Source organism: Bacillus sp. D386, assembly GCF_006346415.1.
Genome location: NZ_VEMV01000007.1, coordinates 232,362 through 256,828, shown reverse-complemented (window position 1 = coordinate 256,828; position 24,467 = coordinate 232,362). Strand labels below are relative to the sequence as shown.

The following is a 24,467-nucleotide window of genomic DNA, read 5'->3' as shown; positions in this document are numbered from 1 at the left end:
ACAGTTTAGCGGACGGGATCATTTGTCCCACTGCCCCTTACGTTCTACCCTGGCTACTGATAGATTAAATTCATATGAAAAAAGTTCAACCAGAAAGTTCTGGCTGAACTATATAATACTAACCTGCCCCTTTAGTTGCATAAGAAAAGGGGATGCATTCACAGACTTTTGACATATTAAAAATCACATTTGCCAAAACAATTACTAAAATCAACGAACTGATTTAGAAATTGTTTTATTTCACAAGTCATTTCTTTTAAGTCTCCATCAATTTCGTTCTTCGCTAAATAAACTCCATCTGATAAATAGTGAATTTCCATCTCCATCCATTCGCAGTCTTCTGGTAAATGCTGAATTAACTTGTCCATTATGGTGATAACATCATTTATATCTTGTTGTATGTAAAGGTAATCATTTAATAACCCCAATATTATCTTGGGGGGAAGGCCTTGTTCAACATCTCCTTTAATCAACTCTAATTTCAACATAAATTCCTCTATATTTAATTTGGAGGATAAAGACAAATCAATAATTTCATACGGTGGGTTTTCAAGGGTTTTAATTGCATTATCTGCCCACTTTATAATTTCTTGTACTGAAAAAATACCAATAGAGATTCCTACTCTATAGACTTCTGCCGTTAATTTTATATTCAAAATGAATCCCCTTAAAATTATTTAAATTCAACTACTTTTCGTCATTTCCTTCTTCAACTAACCTGCCCCTTTTTTGTCAAAACAAAAAAGAGCTGCTCACAGCCCTCGATATTGGAGTATATCTATTCCTTCAATTCTACAAAATATATCGTTTATCCCTTCCTGGATTAACGCCCGAATTGTTCTATATGTACTGAAGAAATATTTTGTAATTCACTTGATTTTACTATTCCAAGATTATGCCATTTCTAAAGAACTCCACAAGAGAGTCAGCTACTTTTGCTTTACCGTGCTTAAGAATTTCATCTGGATTGTCTCCTACATCGTGATATATTTGAAATACAGGTGGGTTTTCAGAATCAAAATTAATAAAATAGGGGTCTCCAGAACCCGTTGGATCTCCGCCTATGCAGACATAACCTCTTTCTAAAATTTGTATACCTTGATATGCTTCAAAAGAGTAATCTATCATATGACTCGGCTGATATATTTCTACATATTCTATCCCATCATAATCTTCTTCAGGTTCATATGCTTGCCAACCAATTTCCATATGAATTAATGGAAGTTCGGAAATTAATTTACAATACCAACTTGGAATCTTACCCCCAAATTTGTCATTCAAAAGTTGGATTTCTTCTCTTGTAGCTGTTCTCCCTAAATATTTTTCACCTAATTTTTTTGCTTTTTCAATGAAGTTTTCGGCTTCTTGAAAAATAATTTCCGACATATAATCACCTCAAAATTTTATACAGCAAAAGTTGCTGTTCTTAACGACTTGTTTGTTTCTACTGTTGGAAATAAACAGGATGTGACCATCATATGTTTTAAATTCTTCACAGAACCCGGTTTAGCTCGTGACTAGTAAATGTTATCTCTAAAAATAGGATTTATAGGTAAATTATAACACCAGCTTACTTTAAGGGTAAATTGTTATTCAACTAACCTGCCCCGTTTCTACAATAAGGAATTCAACAAAAAAGAGCATTAATCCTCCTTGGATCAACGCCCCCATTAGCTTAATAAGGATTGGTGTTCCTTTATAAATAAATTATATTCTTCAATAAATTGTTGAGCTTCTTCTAAGAAAGGGTAATGATTACTTTTTTCAAAAATCACTAATTTTGAATTCGGTATTCCTTCCTCCATTTCAATAGAGTATAACACTGGACACTGTACATCATTTCTACCGCAAATTATTAAAGTTGGGGTTGATATAAACTCCAGCTTTTTCGTTACATCATAGACTTGTAATTCTCGGCTGAAAAAATCCATACGAATCGCAGACATTCCTTTACTAATGTTTAGACAAAAAAGCTCGTCATATTTTTCAGGGTCGAATAAAGATAGTTTCGTTCTTTCAATTTTTAGTTCTTTTCTTTTTTCTGATGATATACCTGAACGTTTCAATGTTTCATTAAGTTCTTGCATTCTGGTGAATTGGGAGTGTTTCGGATTATAAATACAATCTTTTGAGAATGTTATATATTCTCTTGCTGCAGCTCCGACAATCACATTAAATGTAAGAGATTTTGAAAAGTATATTCCGTAGATAATGCCTAACATACCCCCAGTTGAGTGCCCAGAAAATCCCCATTTATTAAAACCCAATTCTTCTCGAATAGCTTCTATATCAAATATTGTTTCCAAAAAACTTAGTTGATACGGTTCTTGTGCTTTCTCTGAATTACCTGCTTCTCTTAAATTTATCAAAAATACTTTGTTTGTTTTTGTAAAAGTCTCTGCAAAATAATCACCTGTCTGATTAAATTCTGCATAATGATGGGTAACACAAAGTTGTTCGCCTTCACCCTTTACAAATATTTCGAATACACCACGTGATGTTTTAAGTAAATTCCTTTCCCAATTCCCCAATAATATCTTCCTTTCTTATTAAACTGACCTGGTCTACCATAATAAGTTCAACAAGAAAGGTATTAAACCTTCTTCCGCTAAACTGCCCCGTTTCAACAATAAGGATTTCAACAAAAAAGAGCATTAATCCTTCTTGGATCACCGCCCCTGTTTGTTAAATAAGGATAAAGTCTTTGTTGACCTAAATCCACCCCACATTAACCGTATCATCATGAAAGAATTCAATAACATATTTCTGTGTAAGACAATAAATATATAAATCATTTCCTAACCAAACAATATCCTCAATATTACTTAATATTTCTCCAGTCAATTTAGTTTTTACACATGGATAACTATCGTATCCCCAAAAGATATATATAGGAATTGAAGTATCAAATCCTTTAGAAATTAGAAAGGATGGAATGCTCTTAATTTCTTGGTCATTTACTTCAACTCGGTTAACAATAGGATTCTCCCAGTCAATTCTGATCCAAAAAGCAATCAGGGAATTTTCAGAGAAATCTTCTACAATTGAATGACTGTTATTAGAACCTAGAATTTCAAATACTTCCGTATTCACAAACTTGGTTTTTTCATACATGATTTAATATTATTAGTTAACCTTTAATATGTTCCACAATAGCATTAAAATCCTTCTTGTACACGTTGCCCTTCAAAGGATTTAAACCCTCACCAGTAATCTTTACTATTGTTATGTAAATAAAATAAAAAATGGTTTCCTGGTCTGGAATCCATTTTTGTAGTTGACCATATGGTGTTACCAATTCGTTTCTCTCTTTAACGTAAAGAAGATAAACAATTACTATTCACTGTCTCAGATGATATAAAAAATTCTTAAAGATAGAGGTGAGATTGATTGTTTTTTCTTCTAGAAATAATGACTTAAATAATATATTGTATACCTAAAACAATGAAAGCCCTACCTCTCTTTCATCCTTACGGCTCCTTGTCCGTGCCAGTGTGAATCAGGATTGCAAAAATCAAGTGACTATTTTATCGAGTTATTTGATGAAACTTCAAACGTTCGTAAAATAAATTTAAATAATAAAAATGGATTAGATTGTAGAAATTACAAAAGAGGTTAATGCTCTAAAGGTGAGTTGGAGAAGTTGAATGTCTTTGAAAAGATTTATTTTAATAATAAACATATTTCCAAAAAATCAGGAAATTTTCGGGAAAGTAATCAATTTTCTTAAATTAACCTTAACAGAAACTTTTTATTTGATTTTCAGTAATACCTTTAATTAATCCCAGTTCACTAATCAAAAATTCATGTGCGTTATCTAACATTTTTTTTTCGCTTGTATTAAGTGCTTTTTCTTTCTTCATACGCATTAAATCACGTACAACTTCAGTACATTCTTGTATTTTACCCGTTTTTATTTTGTCCGTGTTCACTTTATACCTTTGTTTCCACGGCAGTAATCTATCTGATTCTCCATGATGAAAGATGTTTATGATGTGTTTTAATGCAATTATGTCAGTAACAGGGCGTATACTTGAACTCTTACCCGTAGGAATCATGACTTGCATATTACCGATTAACATTTTTATAACATAATACTGTTGTTTTTCCTCTGAGATTTCCTTTTCTTCTATGGCTTTAATTAAACCTACTCCATGCATTGGATAAACAATGTTATCGCCAATTTGAAACAAATAATCCACCTCCATATATGGTAACCTTCTTAACCTTAACATATATATCATTTTTTAGCAAATATTTAATAATATCATAATTTATTTTCCGTTGTCAACTACTTTTTTCTTAAAGATCAGAAAAAGCACTAACAATAGGAATCGTGTCGGATTACCAATAAAGGGAAGGTTGATTTTCCCACGTATATTCTGAAACCTCTACTAACCTTAATATTATTATTCTTTATAAAACCTTCCTGCGCAAATAACACAAAAAGCGACTGCCTTGTTTTGCAATCGCCCCCGTTAGCTTAATAAAGGTATCCTAATAAATCTAACTTGCCATTTTCCCATTTTATATTACCTACTTCTTTGATCATAAGCTCATTAATCTTTTCATGTCCTATTCCGTAAGTTGATTGATTTTCATCGTCAATTTTTAACCATTTACATTCATTATTTACAGACTTGAATCCTGCGTTTAAGTACAATTTTTTGTTATCTGCAAACAAGAGTAAAAAATCAACTAACTTCCCTTCACAGAAATCATTTATTTCAGAGAGCAGTAATGAACCTATTCCCTGTGAACGCTTGTTTTTTGATACACATAAATCGATGATACCAAGAACTCTTATTGGTTTCCCGTTTAAATTCATTACTCTATAATCCAAGCCCACATGACCGACAAGTTGATTAGTATCATCAATTACAATGAACCTAAAATGAGGTAACTGCTTAAAGTAAATTCTATCTTTTGGATATACATCTGTAAAACATTCTACTAATAACTGCCGTAATTTAGTTTCCAATTGACCATTAATTTCATATTCGTAAATTTTTACAATTTTCAATTCAGTTTCTCCTCATCAGTTTATCATTGGGATTAAAACTTATATTATATTTTTTCTTGAATAAACCTTCCCCTTTTACTTCAATAAGAAATTCAACATAAAAAGAGATTAATCCTTCCTAGATCAACGCCCCCTATAGTTTAAGTGTACTTGTTCACAAGCTTTTTATTATTTCTGGAATGCTGCTCCTTTAGCGGTATAATCCTTATCCTTAATCACAATGAGACATTCGCCAAAACAAACATAATCTTACTTTCTAAATAACTTATTGGTCCCAGATAACAATTACTTAAACAAGAATAGTGTTATTCCTTCTTCAATTAATGCACTCGTTAATTTAATAAGAGATGATTGAAATGTTTAATGATAATAGAGTTATTTAAAAATGAAACTTTCCCGCCTACCATTTATCGTGTACAGTTATAATAAAAAACTACAAGAAATAAGTCGATTGACTACAGTTACAGTTTTAAAATAGAATTATTTACGCTACTGCATTTACCGCGGCAAAATTAAATAAGGATGGTAATGCATATGATTGAAATGAACGATTGGCTTGAGCAATTTAGTCAAAAACTTATTCAACAATTTGGCGAGGAGATTGTCTTTATAGGATTGCAAGGAAGTAGAGCGAGGGAAGAGGCAAAGCTAGACAGTGATATTGATGTAGTGGTCATTTTTAAAGAACTGACGATTGATCGATTATTATCGTATGAAGTCGTTACCCATACGATGCCAAACCGTCATTTACTTTGTGGTTTTATTTCGGGTGTAGACGAACTCCAAGCTTGGGATAAATCGGATTTATTTACCTTTGTCTATGATACAAAAGCAGTTTACGGTAGCTTGGAATTTTTAAAGAAACATATTCAACCGGAAGATATCAAGCGATTTGTTCGAACAGGTGCAAGAAATAGTTATCATATGACTTTGCACAATTATTTGCACACAAAATCAGTAGAGGCAATTAAAGCTATATTTAAAAATGCACGTTTCGTAATACAAGGAAAGCAATTTTTAAAATCAGAAATATTTCAATCAGATATAGGGGAGCTTATTCTAAATGCAGAAGAGCTTGATCGACAAGTATTAAGCCGTTTTTTAGAGATTCAACAAGGTATGCCTGTTCATTTACAACAAGATACAACGTTAATTTTTCATTGGGCAAAGGAAACGTTACAAGCAATGAAATGATAAAGACAAAATTGTGCGTTTTTGAACAAATTTTAAAAGCCTTATTACATTTTATGTGTAGTAAGGCTTTTATTTTTCTGTATTAAAATTAAACGACTTTATTATCTTTGTACATATAGTTGCTTAATTCATAATAAAGTCGTTTGGTAATGGTAACATTCACTAGTGGTTTTCTCTTATTGAGCTAAACTGCCCCGTTAGTTCAATATGAAACTGTCCCAAATAGCTTCCTCCACTACAAAATATTCTTCGTGGGAGCATACAGCTAATATGCATTTATCATTATGGTAAAACATTAAGTCTTCTGGTAGTTCAGGACTAATCCAATCAAAAAGGGAATGACAACGCTCTTTCAAAAAGTCTCTTGTAGCATTATTCATTTTAAAATAAAAAACGTAGGCTGTATCTTCAGAAAGTCTTGTGGTTTCCCATTCTTTTTGTATTCGTCTTTCGATTAAATGTTCTTCAATATCGATTATTAAATTATCAATAAAGGCAAGACGCTCCTTTTCAAACTCCAATAAACGTCCATCTTCTACAAAAGCAAAGCGATTACAATTCCTTGAGAGTAAGTCTATTAATTGCTTATAACGTTTGCCCTTTATATTTTTATGTACCCATATCATATTAATCTCACCTGAACGCTACAATTTACCGTTTTTTGGGTTTCTATATAAATTCATCTTTAATATAATTCAATAAAATATTAATAAATTCCTTCTTCACTAACCTATCCCATTCATTCAAGAAGGTAATCCCCACCCAATTTTACCGCAAATGGATAGCAGCTCCCTTTTTATTCAAAGCAACAATATTTACGAAAAAGCCTTTTATAGAGATCTCAGCCTATTAACAAAGGATATTTACAATTAATTACATATGAATTATGCTTTATTTACAGAGGAGGTGTTAGAGATTGAGCACAAACACATTTTTCATTCGATTTTCCATCAGCATACTTCTTATTTTCGGAGGAACATTTACAATCCGTTATTTTAGAACAGGTGAGCTTTTAATCGATCAAATAATGGGAATAGCCGCCGGTTTACTTATTTTAATTGCATCCCTCGTATGGAGAAATAAATCCAAGCAATCCACATAATAGACGTTTGACAGATTTACGCATACAATCCTTAAAAAGATTCTCGAATTTGATGATTCTACTTCATTTGTTTACTTCAATTCTCATCTTCAGACCACTCATTTCTTTCGCTTTTTATAAATCAATTCTTAGCATATTAATAAAATTACGTTATTTCTCTGACATGTCATAATAATTTGGAAAAATCCTTGGAGGAAACAATGAAGAAAGTAATAAATAAGATTAATCCCAAGATTGAAGTAGCCGGAGTGTCATTAATTGAATTAAAGAAAACAGAACGAACACTTGGCGCTACCTTTCCAGAAGAATACAAGGAACTCTTTCTAGAAACAAATGGTGCAACATTCGGAGAATGGACTTTGTACTCGATTCAAGCTAATGAACAATTAGCCTTTACAATGGATATTGTTAGGCAAAATCAAGAGAACCGGCCTAAAAATATGCCTGATGAATTTATTTGTATTGGTGACCATATCAATGGAAATAATCTCTGCTATCGAATTCGAAAAAGATTTATGCAAGAGCTGATTTTTCTATGGGATGATAAAAAAGGAAAATGCGAATGTAAGGCTTCAACTTTAAGTGAATTTATTGACTGGTATGTACCGAAAAAGACAAATAAGCCTAAAATCTTAGGCACATTTACAATCGAAAGTGGGAAGTTAATTGTTACGGACCCATGTTACGATAAAGATGAAGAAGACCTGCAAGTCTTACTTCTAAATGTGAAAAATGGAAAGTGGACAGCATATGTTACACACACTGATGAGGAAGCAGTACAAAATTTGTTCGTATATTATGGTGAAAAGAAACCAAGCGGGAGATGGCATGATTGCGCTCAAGCAATAGCGGTTGATTCAGCACAAGCAGGAATCTTTGATTTTGACGTTTTTCAAAAAGATGAAACAATCCCATATGAACTGATAAATACCCATGATATAGAGATAGATGAGGCTAGCTCAAAATACTATGTAGTATGCTGTGATATGACTGATACAGATGAACAAGCCGGAGTGGTTCCTGGAGGTGCGGTTTCTATGTCTGGCTATGGTGATGGAATGTATGAAGTCAAAGTGAAATATAATATTTTCAAACAGGTTGTTGGCGTAATGATTACTTTTGAGGATGAGGAATAATACAAAGGTCAGACCATCTTATACAAGTATAGGGAGATAAAGTGATTACTGATCAAAAAAGAGAAGTCGCCAGGATATGGTTCGATGAATACTTTACGAAAGGTAATCTTGAACTCTTAGATCAGCTTACAGATTCACATTTTATATTCCACTCAAGAAATACAGATAACCCAAAAAATGATATGAGAGAATTTATGAACTAGTATAGGAATGTTTTTCAGGATGATGAATGGATAATAGATGATTTAATAGAACAGGGAGAAAAGCTAGTTGTCCGTTATACCGGCTGGATGACCTATAAAGGTGGTTGGTTTAACATTCCTTCGGATAACCAACGAATCAAAGAAACAGGTATCATGATATTTAAATTTAGGGAAGGAAAAAATAGTGATGCTGCCATCCTTTATGAATTAGGGGCTTTACCAAAAAATACTCATCAGAGCTTCTGATATTAGAATATACATATGAAAAGAGCTGCATAACTAATATGCAGCTCTTTTCACATCAATTTTTATATTCGCGCCTGTATGGCATTCCAGGCCGTATCTTTTCCAAGCCCAGTCTCCGAAGAGAACAAAATCACTTCGTCACTTTCGATAATATTCAGTGTGTCTTTCACGACTTTTAGATGCTTTTGCCATTTACCTTTTGGAATTTTATCCGCTTTGGTTGCAATAATGATACAAGGTATCTCATAATGCTTAAGAAAATCATACATCATTACATCGTCCACAGACGGTTTATGGCGCAAATCAATGATTAAGAGCATAGCACGTAAAGGCTCACGTGTCGTAATGTATGTCTCAATCATCTTACCCCATGCTTCACGTTCGGACTTGGATACTTTCGCATATCCATATCCCGGTACATCGACGAAAAATAATTGCTCATTAAGCTTATAAAAGTTCAATGTTTGTGTTTTACCCGGTTTAGATGAAGTACGGGCCAAACCTTTCCGATTGATCATTTTATTAATAAAAGAAGATTTTCCTACATTTGAACGTCCAGCTAGAGCGAACTCCGGAAAACCATCTGTTGGATATTGTTCCGGTTTAACAGCACTCATCACAATCTCTGCTTGAGTAATTTTCAACTTTCTCCACCTACCAATGCATGTTGCAGCACTTCATCAAGTTGTGATACAAATACGAATTCTAATTCTTCACGAACACTTTCAGGAATATCATCAATATCTCTCTCATTATCAATCGGACATATAACTTTCTTTAGTCCTGCACGATGAGCACTCAATGACTTTTCCTTTAATCCCCCAATCGGCAATACACGACCACGCAAAGTTATTTCACCAGTCATCCCTACTTCCTTACGGATCGCTTTACCCGTAAGCGCTGAAATTAAGGCAGTCGCTATAGTAATACCTGCGGAAGGACCATCTTTTGGAACAGCTCCTTCAGGAACATGAATATGAATATCATATTTCTCATAGAAATCCTTGTCAATCCCAAAATCTTCAACCTTGGAACGAACATAGCTGAAAGCAGCCTGCGCAGATTCTTTCATGACATCTCCAAGTTTACCCGTCAACACAAGTTTGCCCTTACCTGGTGATAAAGAAACTTCAATTTGAAGGGTATCACCGCCAAATGTAGTATAAGCAAGTCCAGTTGCTACTCCAACCTGGTCTTCACGCTCTGCTTCGCCATGACGGAAATACGGTTTACCCAAAAATTCAGCCACTACTTTTTCTGTGACAATAACTTTTTTCTTCTCACCTGAAACAATAATCTTGGCTACTTTCCGGCAGATTGCCGCCAATTGCCTTTCCAAAGTACGAACCCCAGCTTCTCTTGTATATTGCCTGATGATTTTGATAATCGCATCATCCTTCATTTGAAGCTGGCTTCTTGTCAATCCGTGAGCTTTGATTTGTTTTAGCATCAGATGATCTTTAGCAATATGGAGCTTTTCAATTTCCGTATAGCCGGAGAGATTAATAATTTCCATCCGATCACGTAGAGGTGCCGGAATCGTTGCTAAATCATTGGCTGTAGCAATAAACATTACATTGGAAAGATCGTAGGTTTCCTCAATATAATGATCGCTGAAAGTATTGTTTTGCTCCGGGTCAAGAACTTCAAGCATAGCTGAAGATGGATCCCCCCGAAAATCGTTGGACATTTTATCAATCTCATCCAATAAGAAAACCGGATTAATGGTTCCCGCTTTTTTCATCCCTTGTATAATACGGCCAGGCATAGCCCCCACATACGTACGGCGATGTCCGCGTATTTCTGATTCATCTCTTACTCCACCAAGAGAAACCCGGACGAAATTACGGTTCAAAGACTTAGCTATGGATTTTGCCAAACTAGTCTTACCTACCCCTGGAGGTCCCGCAAGGCAAAGAATTGGTCCTTTTAAGGAATTCGTAAGCTTCTGAACAGCCAAATATTCAAGCACGCGCTCTTTCACCTTTTCAAGACCATAATGGTCTTTGTTTAAGATGTTCTCAGCTTTTCTAATATTCAGATCATCCTTCGTTGCTTTCGACCAAGGAATTGCAATCAGCCACTCAATATAATTACGAATGACCGCACTCTCTGCAGATGTTGCCGGAATCTTTTCATAGCGGTCCAGCTCCTTAAGTGCAGTTTCCATGACATGAGCCGGCATGCCCGCTTCCTTTATCTTCTCAGCAAATTCAGCAATCTCAGCAGCCTTACCTTCTTTGTCACCGAGCTCTTTTTGGATTGCTTTCATTTGTTCGCGTAGATAATATTCCTTTTGTGTTCGCTCCATTGATTTTTTGACACGCAGACCGATTTTCTTTTCGAGATTCAATACTTCTTTCTCGTTATTGATTAAACTGATTACTTTGTTTAATCTTTCCTTGACATCAATGGTCTCAAGTATTTCCTGCTTGTCCTTCAGCTTAAGCGGCAAATGTGATGTAACAATATCGGCCAGTCTGCCGGGTTCTTCTATATCAACAGTTGAATTATATGTTTCTGTTGTGACCTTTTTTGAGATTTTTATGTACTGTTCAAAGTAATTTAATAAAGTTCTCATCAAAGCTTCTGTTTCAGGATCCTTCTCTACTGGATCTTCAATAATTTCGAGCTTCGCTGTAAGAAAATCACTATCATCCTCATAGGAAACCATTTGTGCTCTAGATAAACCTTCTACCAACACTCGAATTGTCCCATTTGGGAGTTTAAGCATCTGTTTTACTTTAGTGAGTGTACCCATTTCATACAAATCATCTTCACTGGGCTCATCTGTAGAAGCTTCCTTCTGAGTAGTTAAAAATATCAAATGGTCATCTACCATCGCTTTCTCTAGCGCCTGAACAGATTTTTCCCTTCCAACATCCAGATGGAGAACCATCGTTGGGAAAACAAGCAATCCGCGAAGCGGCAGGAGGGGAACGTTTTTGTCCATAGTGTTTGCCATTTGTTGCACCTCCAAAACATGCTAATATATGTATTATTCATTGACCTTTTACCAATTTTATCGTATTTACTGGTTTGTGTCTATTTGGGACGATAAACGAAACCATGTTACTTGTTTTCCCTAAATTTAAGTGGATGTAACACCTTTCAATCAATTTTTAAGGTAACAAAATTTCCCACTCTCATTATTAGTAAGACAAAAAAAGGCTCGCTCTGATGCAAGCCTTTTAATTTTGTTCCCTCAGCCGCTTTCCCGTTCAGAAAGTGGCATATTTTCAATAATAGTATCAATGGCCGCTGTACGATCGAATACTAGTTGAAATACTTCCTTTAAGTTCCTGACAGGTTTAATTTCAATATTTTCGACTTGGTTTAACAGGGCTTGTATATTTTCTTCCGGAATCAGAACTACATCGGCTCCCGCTAACTTAGCTGCTGTCACTTTCGTAAACACACCGCCAACCGGCTTAACCTTCCCGTGAATGCTGATTTCTCCTGTCATTGCAACATTATTTTTTACCGGTATTTGATAGATAGCTGAGTAAATCCCAACGGCCATAGCAATGCCTGCCGAAGGACCATCAATCGGTATACCGCCCGGAAAATTAACATGGATATCAAATTTGTCAGCTGGTACGCCAATCGTTCTCAGGACAGTCACCACATTTTCAATCGATCCCTTAGCCATGCTTTTTCTTCTGATGGATTTTCCTGCACTATTAATACTTTCTTCTTCTACGATTCCAGTTATATTAACTGATCCCTTATCAACCGCATCAATAACCGTAACTTCAATCTCAAGTAACGCCCCTGAGCTTGGTCCGGTTACAGCCAGACCATTTACAACACCAACGGCAGATTCTTTCGCAATAAAACTTTGATATCTAGGAGACATTTGGCTGGATTGAACAATCCATTCAATATCTTCATCTTTAATATAATCTCTATTTTCTGTAATGGCTAAACCTGCGGCACTCTGAACCATATTTACAGCTTCCCGTCCATTGCTGGCAAAATTACCAATGACATTAAGCGCCTCATCACTAATCTCTAAGGACACCCGTTCAACTGCATTTTTGGCCACCTTTTTCAGTTCCTCCTGATTTAATTCACGAAAAAAAATCTCCATGCATCTGGAACGAATCGCAGGCGGAATTTCAGAAGGTGTTCTCGTTGTAGCCCCAACAAGCCTAAAATCAGCAGGTAATCCATTTTGAAAAATTTCATGTATATGTTTTGGTATATTCGGATTCTCTTCATTATAGTATGCACTTTCAAAATGTACTTTCCGATCTTCCAATACCTTCAATAATTTGTTCATTTGTATATTATGCAATTCTCCAATTTCATCAATAAATAAGACACCGCCATGAGCATTTGAAACTGCCCCCTGTTTTGGCTGTGGAATACCTGCCTGGCCCATTGCTCCGGCGCCCTGATAGATTGGGTCATGAACAGAGCCTATAAGTGGGTCAGCAATTCCTCTCTCATCAAATCTGGCTGTTGTGGCATCCAATTCTACAAATGTTGCGGTTTGCCTGAATGGAGATTTCATATTTGCTTTAGCCTCTTCCAGCACCAGTCGCGCAGCGGCCGTTTTCCCAATTCCAGGCGGACCATAAATTAGTACATGCTGTGGATTTGGCCCACAAAGTGCTGCCTTTAGTGCCTTGATTCCATCCTTCTGACCAATAATATCATCAAACCGTGCTGGTCTTACCTTTTCGGAAAGCGGCTCAGTTAATGAGATAGACTTCATTCGATGAAGCTGATCCATCTCCTTCTTAGCCTCTCGATCAATCGAAACCTTTTGTACCCTTTGACCCTTTAACAAATTTAAAAAATACATGCCAATCACTATTCCAAAAAACAGCTGGATAACAATAACCACACCAGTCCAACTCATATAAGCACCCTCCTGAAATCACATCGTTGAGATACAAGCTAGTATCTCCCTAGAAAGGATGGAATAAACATCAAAAAGCTGAGCCGACTGATCAGCTTCGACAAGCATAAGAGGAGGCGCGCAGGGAGGCGCTTTTCCTCCCGCTGTGGCTACACTTATGTCTCGAGAAGCTAGGAGGCGAAGCTGGATTAACTAAAAAGCTGAAGGGCCTTACGTTAAGGAACAAAGACTAAATACGCCACGTCCTGTGGCAACGTCTTTGTGACCAACATCCTGTTGGCCTCCGAAAAGCATAAGAGGAGGCGCACAGATGTGTTCTTTCCTCCCGCAGTGGGTGGCTATCCTTATGACTCAAGCTCTATGTATCTACATCAAAACCTGCCACCTACTTTAGCGTTTGGCTGGAATTTGAGCTGAATTGGCTGGATTAGTGCTGAATTTGGCTGGATAAAATCTAAAATTGGCTGGATTAATGAAGGAATCGGCTGGATTCCTACTCCACTCGGGTCAATCTCTTATTATTCTTCCTATAAAAGCAATTGTTTTCTTCTAACTCTCCAAACATGTATCCATTTAAGAATAGATAACCTGTAAATTGCGTCATTTGCAATACAAAAAAGGCCAATCAAGATTTTGATTGGCCTCTTCTACAACTTATATCTTTATCAAGCAGATGTTTTCTTTTCAACTGTTTCAGTTGTTCCATCAACAAGAATTATTTTTGGAGATTCGCCTTTAGAGATCACTTCAGCTGTAATGATACATTTTTTAATATCATTACGGGAAGGAAGTTCAAACATGACATCCAGCATAATTCCCTCAATAATGGAACGAAGTCCACGTGCACCTGTTTTACGCTCAATTGCTTTTTTCGCAATTTCTAACAACGCTCCGTCCTCAAATTCGAGTTCTACGTCATCAAGTTGAAGCATTTTTTGGAATTGCTTAACAAGCGCATTTTTTGGCTTAGTAAGGATTTGGATTAATGTATCCTCATCTAATTGCTCAAGTGTAGCAATTACCGGCAAACGTCCGATAAATTCTGGAATTAATCCAAAACGAAGCATGTCTTCAGGAAGAACTTTAGTTAACAAGTTTTTATCTTCAACTTCTTCTTTAACTGATCCAAAACCGATAACTTTTTGGCCAAGACGGCGTTTAATAATCGGTTCGATTCCATCAAATGCACCACCGCAAATGAATAGAATATTCGTTGTATCAATTTGGATGAATTCTTGATGAGGATGCTTTCTTCCTCCTTGTGGCGGAACGCTTGCCACTGTGCCTTCAAGAATTTTCAGCAACGCCTGCTGTACACCTTCACCTGAAACATCTCGTGTAATGGATGGGTTTTCAGATTTACGTGCAATTTTATCGATTTCATCAATGTATATAATGCCTTTTTCAGCTTTCTCTACATCGTAATCAGCAGCCTGAATTAGCTTAAGTAAGATATTTTCAACATCTTCACCCACGTAACCAGCTTCAGTTAATGACGTAGCATCTGCAATGGCAAATGGTACATTTAATAATCTGGCTAAAGTTTGAGCAAGAAGTGTTTTCCCGCTTCCAGTAGGCCCGATTAAGCAAATATTGGATTTAGATAATTCTACATCTTCAATTTTGCTATTAGAATTTACACGTTTATAGTGATTATAAACGGCTACTGCCAAGGATTTTTTAGCACCTTTTTGACCAATAACATATTCATCAAGGATTTCTAAGATCTCCATTGGTTTTGGTATATCTTTTAACTCAACTTCTTCTTCAGTACCCAGTTCTTCTTCTACAATTTCAGTGCATAACTCTATGCACTCATCACATATATAAACACCTGGACCCGCTACGAGTTTTCGGACTTGTTCTTGAGTTTTCCCACAGAAAGAACACTTCAATTGCCCTTTCTCATCATTAAATTTAAACATAGTTTCACCCCTTGGTATTATGAACTCTATCATGAAATCTGCAATTCTTTACGATCCAGATTAACTAATGAAGGGTATGTAAGGATTGTAACATACATTGCCCCATATAAGGTAAGAAAAAGGCCGTACTCATTTGCCAAACTAATTGTTCCTTATGTATATGTACATAATATCCATTCTTGACTCCTTTCAATCCTGGAAATCAAAAATGGAAGAGTTTTAAATCCTATTTATTTAGAATTAATCTACACTTAATTCATGAAAAAAGCAATTATGTATGTGTTAAAATATTTCGATTCTAAAAGTCGAATCTTCTCGAAACTTTGGCCCTGCAATTAGTATGTATAGTATGTATAAAACAAGGTACGATAAAATCGCACCTTGTTTTGTTATTTAATATGTGTATTAAGCTTCTACTGTTTTGCTGTTATCAACTAATACGTCGATTGCTTTTCTTACTAATAAGTCACCTTTAACACTTTCAGTTCCGCCAAGCGCTTGGATGATTTGTTCAGCAGTCAAGCCATATTGCTCAGACATTGCTTGTACTTCAGTGTTGATTTCTTCTTCAGTAACTTCAAGGTTCTCTGCTTTAGCGATTGCTTCAAGAGTTAAGTTGATGCGTACACGCTTTTCAGCTTCCTCTTTCATTTGACCTTTAAGAGCATCTTTGTCTTGGCCAGAGAATTGGAAGTACATGTCAAGAGTCATACCTTGAGCTTGAAGACGTTGTTCAAATTCTTGAATCATACGATCTGTTTCAGTGTCGATCATTGCTTCTGGAATATCGATTTCTGCAGTTTCTGCCGCTTTTTCGATAACTGTGTCTTTTACATGGTGCTCTGCTTGATGGTTTTTAGACTCAACTAAACGAGTTTTGATTTTTTCTTTAAGTGCTTCCAATGTTTCTACTTCTTCATCAACATCTTTAGCAAATTCATCATCTAACTCAGGTAATTGTTTTGTTTTGATTTCATGAATTTTCACTTTGAATACAGCTGGTTTTCCTGCTAATTCTGCAGCATGATATTCTTCTGGGAAAGTAACTTCAACATCTTTTTCTCCACCAACTTCAAGACCAACCAATTGCTCTTCAAATCCTGGAATGAAAGAGTTAGAACCAAGTTCTAAGGAGTAATTATCTGCTTGTCCGCCTTCGAATGCTTCGCCATCAACGAATCCTTCAAAGTCTAAAACTACAGTATCACCATTCTCAGCTTGTCCTTCTTCTTTGATTACAAGCTCTGCGTTACGCTCTTGTAAAGTTTTGATTTCTTTTTCGATATCTTCATCAGTTACTTCAGTATCAAGTTGTGTAACTTCAATACCTTTGTATTCGCCAAGTTTAACTTCTGGCTTCACAGTAACAGTTGCTTTGAAAATAAGAGCTTCGCCTTTTTCCATTTTTTCGATATCGATTTCTGGACGATCAACTGGCTCGATTTTAGTTTCTTCAATTGCATTAGCGTATGCTTCTGGAAGAATAAAATCTAATGCGTCTTGGTAAAGAGACTCAACGCCAAATTTCTTTTCAAATAATGCACGAGGCATTTTTCCTTTACGGAATCCTGGCACTTGTACTTGTTTAACCACTTTTTTGAATGCTGAATCTAAGCCTTCGTTTACTTTTTCAACCGGTACTTCAACAGTTAATACACCGCTGTTCCCTTCAAGCTTTTCCCATTTTGCAGACATGGTTTTCCCTCCACTATATATATTTCCTAATAATCGTTTTCTCTTAACACGATATTATGTGCAACTAGATTTATTGATCTTAGGCAGTACAGCCTTACTGTACCAATGCATATTGCAACCACTATATTATAACATAGGTTTCCTACGTTTCAAGACTTGGACCCTCAAATAACAGGGAAAGTCATCCCCTCTAGATTCCTGATTTCCTCTATAATTATATTTATCCTTTCATCAGGCTCCTTCAAATCGATTCCATAGGCTTCCGACACAATTCGATAATAGCCTTCTGCCCATCCTTCGAGATTCGGTATATTCAATGGATAAAGCAGGATATTATGCCTTTTAACCATTTCCATTGCCTGTTCGAACATGATAGGATTATTATTTTCCAACCTGTCACGTAAGGTTTTATGTATGTCAGATAAAAAATGCGTTTCTTCAACAATTGGTAAGTCTACTATATTCACTGTAATAGTTTGACCGAACTTATCCACCTCTACAATCTTATCCACTTCCTGCTCTTTTAATATGGATAAAGTAAAGGTTTTTAAAAAAGGATGTTTTTCTTCTATTAAATATTGGCAAAGCAGCCCTACCCACGGTCTAATATTTTGCCCTGCAAGTGAAGATAGCATAAAAAATTGCTCTTGCATCGTTCCGGTTTCCAAAATAACTTTTATTTCTTCCTCCTGAATTTGAGGTGATTCGACTTTAAATTCAGGAAAATCATCTGAATATTCCTGTTCGCTGCCCTGTTCCACAATTCGTTTACTCATAGCCAATAGATGTTCTAATGATTCAACTCTGCCTTCAGGTACTTGATTTTCTTCCAATAACGCTTCGACTACCGATATAATCTCACGATGTTCATTTAATTGCAGAAGGATCATTAAATAAATATTGATGACATGAAAATACTCTCCAATTCCATTTCCCATCATCTTATTCACTATAGCTTTTGCATCTTGGTAATTCCCGAGCTCTACAAGTGACAGAGCCAATCCGATATTGATATCTTCATCTTCCGGTTCCAATTCATACGCCTGGCCAAATAATTCACGGGCATTTTTGAATTTTTTCTCCTCCATGGCTTGCATACCTTTTTTGAGGAGCAATTGTGCCAGATTAGGAAAAGGAATTACCTTTTCATCCTTTCGTTCACTTTTTGTGTTCTTCATAACAAACCGCCTTGATTTTTTTGAATTAATTGTCGTTAGTTTAGCATGCCTTTCCATGAAAAACAAAAAATCTTTCTGTTATTCACTCAATAAACAATGAAACGCAAAAAAACATAGACTATATATCTTGTAGTCTATGCCAGTATTCTCTGTTCGTATTGATTGATTTCTTCATTATACTGAAGCGTTAGTTCAATTTCATCCCAACCATTAATCAGCATGTTCTTCCAATATGGATGAATATCAAATCGAGCAAGTACGTTTTCTTGTGCTCTCAATTCTTGATTAGGTAGATCAACCGTTAGATCCAACGGTGTTTTACGTATAAATTCCTTTAGTGAAGCAAGAGTCTCTTTTTCTAAGGTTATCGGCAGTATTCCATTTTGCAAACAGTTTTGATGAAAAATATCTGCAAAGGAGGAAGCTAAAATTACTTTAAACCCATAATCCCCCAGTGCCCATGGGGCATGCTCACGAGAGGATCCACATCCAAAATTTTCACCTGCCAACAAAATGGTCGCACCTTTAGCTTCAGGCTGATTCAGTTCAAAATCGTCTCGCTCGGTTCCATCTGCATGAAAACGCCAGTCAAAAAACACATACCTGCCAAACCCGGTACGCTCAATGCGCTTTAGGAACTGCTTCGGTATAATCTGATCTGTATCGACATGATCGCGTTCAAGAATAACAGGTTTACCTGTATAGACTGTCATTTTTTCCATTTTAATGACCTCCTTTTCCAGAAATCAAAGGATTCACCGCTTCTCTGATATCTACAAACTTTCCGTAAATCGCTGCCGCTGCTGCCATGCGCGGAGATACTAAATGCGTTCTTGCTCCAGTGCCCTGTCTTCCTTCAAAATTACGGTTCGACGTGGAAGCACAATGTTCACCTGCCGGCACCACATCTGGATTCATGCTTAAGCACATGCTGCAGCCTGCTTCTCTCCATTCGAATCCAGCTGCTTTGAAAATCGTATCCAGACCTTCTTCCTCTGCCATCTTCTTAACAGCCTGTGAGCCTGGAACGACCATTGCTCTCACTCCTGCAGCAACCCTATTACCATCGATAATTTCAGCCGCTTCCCTTAAATCTTCTATCCTGGAATTTGTGCAGGAACCAATAAATACATGCTGAACCGGTATATCTGTAATTGCCTGACCTTCTTTAAGACCCATGTATTCTAGCGCTCGCTGTAATGTTTTGGCTGCTGCTGGCTTCATTGAATTTGAATGAGGGATATTCCCGGTTACTGGGCTGCACATCCCAGGATTGGTGCCCCAACTGACCATAGGAGAAATATCATCTCCATTCATGTAGATTACTTTGTCATAATCTGCATCAGCATCACTGGCCAATTCTGACCACCGCTTACAATATTCCTCGAATTCGTCCGGCACGGGAGCATATTTCCGGCCCTTCATATAAGAAAAAGTAGTTTCATCCGGGCTAACCAGACCGGCACGAGCGCCACCTTCAATAGACATATTACACATAGTCATGCGCTCTTCCATCGACATATTACGTACTACATCTCCTGCATATTCCAAAATATAACCGTTACCAAAGTTCGTTCCATTTTGAGTGATGATAAATAAAATGACATCCTTTGCAGTAACCCCATTTTGGAGTGAACCGTTTATTTCAATTTTCATCGTTTTCGGTTTGTTTTGCCAAATGGTTTGCGTCGCTAATACATGCTCCACTTCGCTCGTGCCAATTCCAAAGGCCAATGCACCAAATGCACCATGTGTAGATGTATGGCTGTCGCCGCAAACAATGGTTTTTCCCGGCCAGGTTAAGCCTAAATCAGGTCCAATTACATGGACAATTCCCTGGTCTTCACTATCAAGGCCTGCTAAAGGTACTCCAAAGTCCTGGCAATTCCGTTCAAGTGCTGTCAATTGCCTTTTCGCCACCTCATCTGTTATTACAAAACGATTAATGGTGGGGACATTATGATCCATTGTTGCAAAGGTCAAATCTGGCCTGCGTACCTTTCTTTTCTTTAAGCGAAGACCCTCAAATGCCTGAGGAGAAGTCACTTCATGAACGAGATGCAGATCGATGTATAATAAATCTGGTTTTCCCGCCTCCTTGTGCACTATATGATTTTCCCAGATTTTATCCACGATCGATTTACCCACATAGATCCCTCCTCATTTTATTGATACCTTTAATTTTTTTACGCGTACGCTTCCATAATGTGAAAAATAGCGTCCTTCTGCAAAATTTCTTCCTTAATAGACCTGGCCATTTCCGTAGTTGACAGCACTTTTCCATCTCCTGATATATCTATTGTATGTTTGCCGGAGTCCAGTACATTTTTCACCGCTTGTTCCACTATACTTGCCTCTTCTTCCATTTGGAAGGAATGGCGAAGCATCGATGCAACAGACAGAATCATTGCAATTGGATTAGCTTTATCCTGGCCTGCGATATCCGGGGCAGAGCCGTGAATTGGTTCATATAAATGCAAACCATTTTCAGAAAGACTTGCTGAAGGTAGCATTCCAAGTGAACCAGTTAAGACACTTGCCTCATCGCTCAAAATATCACCAAACATATTTTCAGTCACCAATATGTCAAATTGCCTTGGATTACGGATAAGCTGCATCGCCGCGTTGTCTACGAGCATATGCTCAAGCTTCACTTTTGGATACTCACTGGCTACTTCTTCTGCCACCTCTCTCCACATTCGGCTTGATTCTAATACATTTGCCTTATCAACGGATGTTACCTTTCCTTTTCGTTCCTTTGCCAATTCAAAAGCGAGTGTGATAATCCGCTTTACTTCTTCGCGTTCGTAATACAGAGTATCGACAGCAGATTCCATGCCATCATGATAATTACGCTTACTCGGTTTGCCAAAATATAACCCGCCCGTTAGTTCCCTCACGATTAAAAAATCCGTACCATCAATGATTTCTTTTTTCAAAGGTGATGAATCCTCGATGCTGGCATAATAACTGATTGGACGCATATTTGCGTATAAATTTAACTCTTTGCGGATTTTTAACAGCCCTTGCTCAGGTCGCATCTCCGGGGGATTATGATCCCATTTCGGACCGCCAACTGCTCCAAGTAACACGGCATCATTTCGTTTACAAAGGTCAATCGTTTTTTCAGATAAAGGGGTACCCTCCGTGTCAATCGCTGCCCCGCCAATTTGCCCATATTCAAAGACGAATTCATGCCCGAATCGTTCACCAATAGCATTGAGGATTTCGAGGGCTCCTATCATAATTTCTGGTCCAATTCCGTCACCCGGCAATACAGCAATGTTTCTTTTCATATCGAAGAAATCCCCCTTATTGATTAATTCGTGATCACCATTGATTGGTGCTCTACTGTTAAAATCACTCGGTTAATAGCATTTAAATACGCTTTGGCCGACGCTTCCAACACATCCTGGGCTAATCCCCGTCCGCTTGTTTCCACTCCCTGATAAATAATTCTTACAAACACCTGTGCCAACGCATCTCTGCCACCGCCAACTGATTGAATACGGTAATCCTGCAGCTTAACTGGTTTCTGGATGCAACGCTCGAGCGTATTGTATAACGCTTCAATACTCCCTGCTCCAGTGGCGGCCTCCTGTATTCTGTCGTTATTTACCCCTGACAATGTAACGGTTGCTGTAGGAATCTGATTGGTTCCGTATTGAACCTGAATGGAAATTAATTCATAATAGTTATCCTCTTTTGTTACTTTCTCTTCCAGTACTAACGCGACAATATCATCATCTGTCATTTCTTTCTTACGATCTGCGAGATCCTTGAATACTTTGAAAAGGTGATTAACTTCTTCATCCGACACAGGGAAGCCTAACTCTTCTAATTTTGTACGGAATGCATGCCGGCCTGAATGCTTACCAAGCACCATGGAGTTAGAACTTAATCCAACTAATTCAGGTTCAATTATCTCGTAGGTTGTTTTCTCTTTAAGCACACCGTCTTGATGAATGCCGGATTCATGTGCAAAGGCATTTTTACCTACTACAGCTTTATTTGGCGGGATTACCATACCTGTCAGTTTACTGACCAATTCACTTGTACGTTTAATTTCACTAAGAACCAAGCCGGTTTCTGCCTGATAAAAATCTTTTCTTGTATATAGGCCAAGCGCTACTTCTTCCAGTGCAGTATTCCCGGCCCGTTCACCAATTCCATTAATGGTACCTTCTATCTGAGTCGCTCCGGCCAGAATCGCTGCCATAGAATTGGCGGTCGCCAATCCTAAATCGTCATGGCAATGGGCAGACAACGTAACCTGATCTATAGATGGAACGTGGCTCATTAGATATCGGAAGACTTCACTGTATTCTTTCGGTGTGATATAACCAACCGTATCCGGGATATTGATGATCTTTGCTCCGGCTTTGATAGCTTCTTCCACAATCCGAGCCAGGAATGGAAGCTCTGTTCGGCAAGCATCTTCAGCTGACCATTGAATAACCGGGAAATACTTCGAAGCATAACGGATCGAAGTCACGGCAGCTTCAACTACCTGATCCTCCGTCATTTTCAGCTTATACTGCCTGTGTATGGGTGATGTAGCAAGAAAGACATGTATCCTCGGGTCGGCCGTTTGCTTTAAAGCTCCCCACACTGCATCAATATCACTTTCCACAGATCTTGCCAGTCCTGTTACCGTTGAATTTTTGACTAAATCAGCAATTTTCTTCACTGATTCGAAATCTCCTGGAGAGGCTGCGGGAAAACCAGCCTCAATGATATCTACACCCATTTTTTCTAATTGTTTGGCTATCTCCAGTTTTTCGGTCAAATTAAGAGTGACTCCGGCAGATTGTTCTCCATCACGTAAGGTCGTGTCAAAAATATTAATTTTTCGCACTGCCGACCACTTCTTTCTGTTTCTTTTTTTGCTGTTGAATAAATGGCATCATTTGACGAAGTTCTCTGCCTACCTGTTCAATTGGATGTGCATTTTCCTGTGCCTGTGTCGCGTTAAATACAGGTCTGTTCACTTGATTTTCAAGCAGCCATCCTTTTGCAAATGTGCCATTCTGAATTTCTTTTAACACTTGCTTCATTTCTTCTTTAACAGCCGGGCCAACTACGCGGGGACCTGAAACAAAATCACCCCATTGAGCGGTATCAGAAATGGAATAGCGCATCCCTTCCATGCCGCCTTCATACATGAGATCAACAATTAATTTCAATTCATGTAAACATTCAAAGTAAGCAAGCTCAGGCTGATAGCCAGCTTCCGTCAGCGTTTCAAAACCTGCCTTTACCAAGGAGGTAAGTCCCCCGCAAAGTACTGCCTGTTCTCCAAATAAATCTGTTTCGGTCTCTTCCTTGAATGTAGTTTCAAGAGCTCCTGCCCTAAGTGCTCCAATCCCTTTTGCGTAAGCCAATGCAACTTCTCTTGCTTCACCTGACACATCCTGATAGATGGCAAATAATGCTGGAACACCTGCCCCTTGTTCAAATGTCCTTCTGACTAAATGGCCCGGTCCTTTTGGCGCCACTAGGGATACATCTACAAATGCCGGAGGAACAATTTGATGATAATGGACATTGAAACCATGAGCGAACATCAGTGTATGACCTTTCCGCAAGACTGGTTCAATCTCTGCTTTATATACTTTTGTTTGATGTTCATCCGGTAAGAGAATCATGATTACATCTGCTTCCTCGCTTGCTTCCCTAACAGATTTAACATCAAATCCATCTTCAACCGCCTGGTTCCAAGATTTACCCTCTCGCAATCCAATAACTACTTCAAATCCGCTTTCCCGTAAGTTCTGTGCATGGGCATGTCCCTGTGATCCATATCCAATAACTGCTACCTTTTTATTTGATAAAGCTGCTTCATTTGCTTCATTTTGATAGTACATTTTTGCCATAATTGTTCTCTCCCTTTTT

21 protein-coding genes are annotated in these 24,467 nt (G+C 37.4%); 3 read left to right on the top strand and 18 right to left on the bottom strand.

Features of this window, described 5'->3' with window-relative positions; all coding sequences use genetic code 11:
* Positions 1-176: 176 nt before the first annotated feature.
* The 6 genes from FHY45_RS19890 to FHY45_RS19865 form a co-directional block, all read right to left on the bottom strand.
* On the bottom strand, positions 177-656 hold the full coding sequence (locus FHY45_RS19890) for a hypothetical protein (RefSeq protein ID WP_139892835.1): 480 nt from the start codon (positions 654-656) through the stop codon (positions 177-179).
* Positions 657-882: 226 nt separating this feature from the next.
* On the bottom strand, positions 883-1,386 hold the full coding sequence (locus FHY45_RS19885) for an SMI1/KNR4 family protein (protein ID WP_139892834.1): 504 nt from the start codon (positions 1,384-1,386) through the stop codon (positions 883-885).
* Between the two features lie 284 nt (positions 1,387-1,670).
* Positions 1,671-2,531, bottom strand: a complete 861-nt coding sequence (locus tag FHY45_RS19880; RefSeq protein WP_139892833.1) for an alpha/beta fold hydrolase — start codon at positions 2,529-2,531, stop codon at positions 1,671-1,673.
* 181 nt (positions 2,532-2,712) lie between these two features.
* Positions 2,713-3,114, bottom strand: a complete 402-nt coding sequence (locus tag FHY45_RS19875; RefSeq protein ID WP_066108619.1) for a CDI toxin immunity protein — start codon at positions 3,112-3,114, stop codon at positions 2,713-2,715.
* 623 nt (positions 3,115-3,737) lie between these two features.
* Positions 3,738-4,193, bottom strand: coding sequence for a CarD family transcriptional regulator (locus FHY45_RS19870; protein ID WP_175354316.1), 456 nt, complete (start codon positions 4,191-4,193; stop codon positions 3,738-3,740).
* 290 nt (positions 4,194-4,483) lie between these two features.
* Positions 4,484-5,023 (bottom strand): GNAT family N-acetyltransferase, encoded by a 540-nt coding sequence (locus FHY45_RS19865; protein WP_066108626.1) that lies wholly within the window; start codon positions 5,021-5,023, stop codon positions 4,484-4,486.
* Between the two features lie 534 nt (positions 5,024-5,557).
* Here FHY45_RS19865 and FHY45_RS19860 point away from each other — a divergent pair.
* On the top strand, positions 5,558-6,217 hold the full coding sequence (locus FHY45_RS19860) for a nucleotidyltransferase domain-containing protein (protein ID WP_180350023.1): 660 nt from the start codon (positions 5,558-5,560) through the stop codon (positions 6,215-6,217).
* Between the two features lie 197 nt (positions 6,218-6,414).
* On the opposite strand, the gene FHY45_RS19855 is transcribed toward FHY45_RS19860, so the two are convergent.
* Positions 6,415-6,843: a stage III sporulation protein AH gene (locus FHY45_RS19855; protein ID WP_225983614.1), complete on the bottom strand. Its 429-nt coding sequence runs from the start codon at positions 6,841-6,843 to the stop codon at positions 6,415-6,417.
* Positions 6,844-7,133: 290 nt separating this feature from the next.
* Between FHY45_RS19855 and FHY45_RS19850 the strand changes: the two genes are divergently transcribed.
* Entirely contained in the window at positions 7,134-7,319 is a 186-nt protein-coding gene (locus FHY45_RS19850; protein WP_139892831.1) for a hypothetical protein, read from the top strand.
* Between the two features lie 200 nt (positions 7,320-7,519).
* The gene (locus FHY45_RS19845; protein WP_139892830.1) at positions 7,520-8,455 is read left to right on the top strand and encodes an SMI1/KNR4 family protein; all 936 of its coding nucleotides are present in this window, start codon (positions 7,520-7,522) and stop codon (positions 8,453-8,455) included.
* Positions 8,456-8,966: 511 nt separating this feature from the next.
* On the opposite strand, the gene yihA is transcribed toward FHY45_RS19845, so the two are convergent.
* From yihA to ilvC, 11 genes are all read right to left on the bottom strand, one after another.
* On the bottom strand, positions 8,967-9,548 hold the full coding sequence (gene yihA / locus FHY45_RS19840; protein ID WP_066108642.1) for a ribosome biogenesis GTP-binding protein YihA/YsxC: 582 nt from the start codon (positions 9,546-9,548) through the stop codon (positions 8,967-8,969).
* On the bottom strand, positions 9,545-11,869 hold the full coding sequence (gene lon, locus FHY45_RS19835) for an endopeptidase La (protein ID WP_139892829.1): 2,325 nt from the start codon (positions 11,867-11,869) through the stop codon (positions 9,545-9,547). Before lon ends, yihA begins: the two co-directional genes overlap by 4 nt.
* Positions 11,870-12,109: 240 nt before the next feature.
* Positions 12,110-13,774: an ATP-dependent protease LonB gene (gene lonB / locus FHY45_RS19830; RefSeq protein WP_066108648.1), complete on the bottom strand. Its 1,665-nt coding sequence runs from the start codon at positions 13,772-13,774 to the stop codon at positions 12,110-12,112.
* 665 nt (positions 13,775-14,439) lie between these two features.
* Complete coding sequence (clpX, locus tag FHY45_RS19825; RefSeq protein WP_066108651.1) at positions 14,440-15,699, bottom strand: ATP-dependent protease ATP-binding subunit ClpX; 1,260 nt, start codon at positions 15,697-15,699, stop codon at positions 14,440-14,442.
* A gap of 405 nt (positions 15,700-16,104) precedes the next feature.
* The gene (gene tig, locus FHY45_RS19820; protein WP_066108652.1) at positions 16,105-17,394 is read right to left on the bottom strand and encodes a trigger factor; all 1,290 of its coding nucleotides are present in this window, start codon (positions 17,392-17,394) and stop codon (positions 16,105-16,107) included.
* 164 nt (positions 17,395-17,558) lie between these two features.
* Entirely contained in the window at positions 17,559-18,572 is a 1,014-nt protein-coding gene (locus tag FHY45_RS19815) for a tetratricopeptide repeat protein (RefSeq protein WP_066108655.1), read from the bottom strand.
* A gap of 134 nt (positions 18,573-18,706) precedes the next feature.
* The gene (gene leuD / locus FHY45_RS19810) at positions 18,707-19,294 is read right to left on the bottom strand and encodes a 3-isopropylmalate dehydratase small subunit (protein WP_066108658.1); all 588 of its coding nucleotides are present in this window, start codon (positions 19,292-19,294) and stop codon (positions 18,707-18,709) included.
* Between the two features lies 1 nt (position 19,295).
* Positions 19,296-20,720: a 3-isopropylmalate dehydratase large subunit gene (leuC, locus tag FHY45_RS19805; protein ID WP_139892828.1), complete on the bottom strand. Its 1,425-nt coding sequence runs from the start codon at positions 20,718-20,720 to the stop codon at positions 19,296-19,298.
* A 38-nt stretch (positions 20,721-20,758) separates the two neighbouring features.
* Positions 20,759-21,868: a 3-isopropylmalate dehydrogenase gene (gene leuB, locus FHY45_RS19800; protein WP_139892827.1), complete on the bottom strand. Its 1,110-nt coding sequence runs from the start codon at positions 21,866-21,868 to the stop codon at positions 20,759-20,761.
* 23 nt (positions 21,869-21,891) lie between these two features.
* Positions 21,892-23,430 carry a 2-isopropylmalate synthase gene (locus tag FHY45_RS19795; protein ID WP_139892826.1) on the bottom strand — a complete coding sequence of 513 codons (1,539 nt, stop codon included), beginning with the start codon at positions 23,428-23,430 and terminating at the stop codon, positions 21,892-21,894.
* Positions 23,417-24,448 carry a ketol-acid reductoisomerase gene (gene ilvC, locus FHY45_RS19790; protein WP_066108666.1) on the bottom strand — a complete coding sequence of 344 codons (1,032 nt, stop codon included), beginning with the start codon at positions 24,446-24,448 and terminating at the stop codon, positions 23,417-23,419. The genes FHY45_RS19795 and ilvC overlap by 14 nt, the downstream gene beginning before the upstream one ends.
* Between the last annotated feature and the right edge of the window lie 19 nt (positions 24,449-24,467).

What these genes read in the sequence shown, in the direction of transcription:
- FHY45_RS19885 (WP_139892834.1), bottom strand. Translation starts at nt 1,386, where the DNA reads ATGTCGGAAATTATTTTTCAAGAAGCCGAAAACTTCATTGAAAAAGCA.
- FHY45_RS19875 (WP_066108619.1), bottom strand. Translation starts at nt 3,114, where the DNA reads ATGTATGAAAAAACCAAGTTTGTGAATACGGAAGTATTTGAAATTCTA.
- FHY45_RS19860 (WP_180350023.1), top strand. Translation starts at nt 5,558, where the DNA reads ATGATTGAAATGAACGATTGGCTTGAGCAATTTAGTCAAAAACTTATT.
- FHY45_RS19855 (WP_225983614.1), bottom strand. Translation starts at nt 6,843, where the DNA reads ATGATATGGGTACATAAAAATATAAAGGGCAAACGTTATAAGCAATTA.
- FHY45_RS19845 (WP_139892830.1), top strand. Translation starts at nt 7,520, where the DNA reads ATGAAGAAAGTAATAAATAAGATTAATCCCAAGATTGAAGTAGCCGGA.
- lon (WP_139892829.1), bottom strand. Translation starts at nt 11,869, where the DNA reads ATGGCAAACACTATGGACAAAAACGTTCCCCTCCTGCCGCTTCGCGGA.
- lonB (WP_066108648.1), bottom strand. Translation starts at nt 13,774, where the DNA reads ATGAGTTGGACTGGTGTGGTTATTGTTATCCAGCTGTTTTTTGGAATA.
- clpX (WP_066108651.1), bottom strand. Translation starts at nt 15,699, where the DNA reads ATGTTTAAATTTAATGATGAGAAAGGGCAATTGAAGTGTTCTTTCTGT.
- tig (WP_066108652.1), bottom strand. Translation starts at nt 17,394, where the DNA reads ATGTCTGCAAAATGGGAAAAGCTTGAAGGGAACAGCGGTGTATTAACT.
- FHY45_RS19815 (WP_066108655.1), bottom strand. Translation starts at nt 18,572, where the DNA reads ATGAAGAACACAAAAAGTGAACGAAAGGATGAAAAGGTAATTCCTTTT.
- leuD (WP_066108658.1), bottom strand. Translation starts at nt 19,294, where the DNA reads ATGGAAAAAATGACAGTCTATACAGGTAAACCTGTTATTCTTGAACGC.
- leuB (WP_139892827.1), bottom strand. Translation starts at nt 21,868, where the DNA reads ATGAAAAGAAACATTGCTGTATTGCCGGGTGACGGAATTGGACCAGAA.
- ilvC (WP_066108666.1), bottom strand. Translation starts at nt 24,448, where the DNA reads ATGGCAAAAATGTACTATCAAAATGAAGCAAATGAAGCAGCTTTATCA.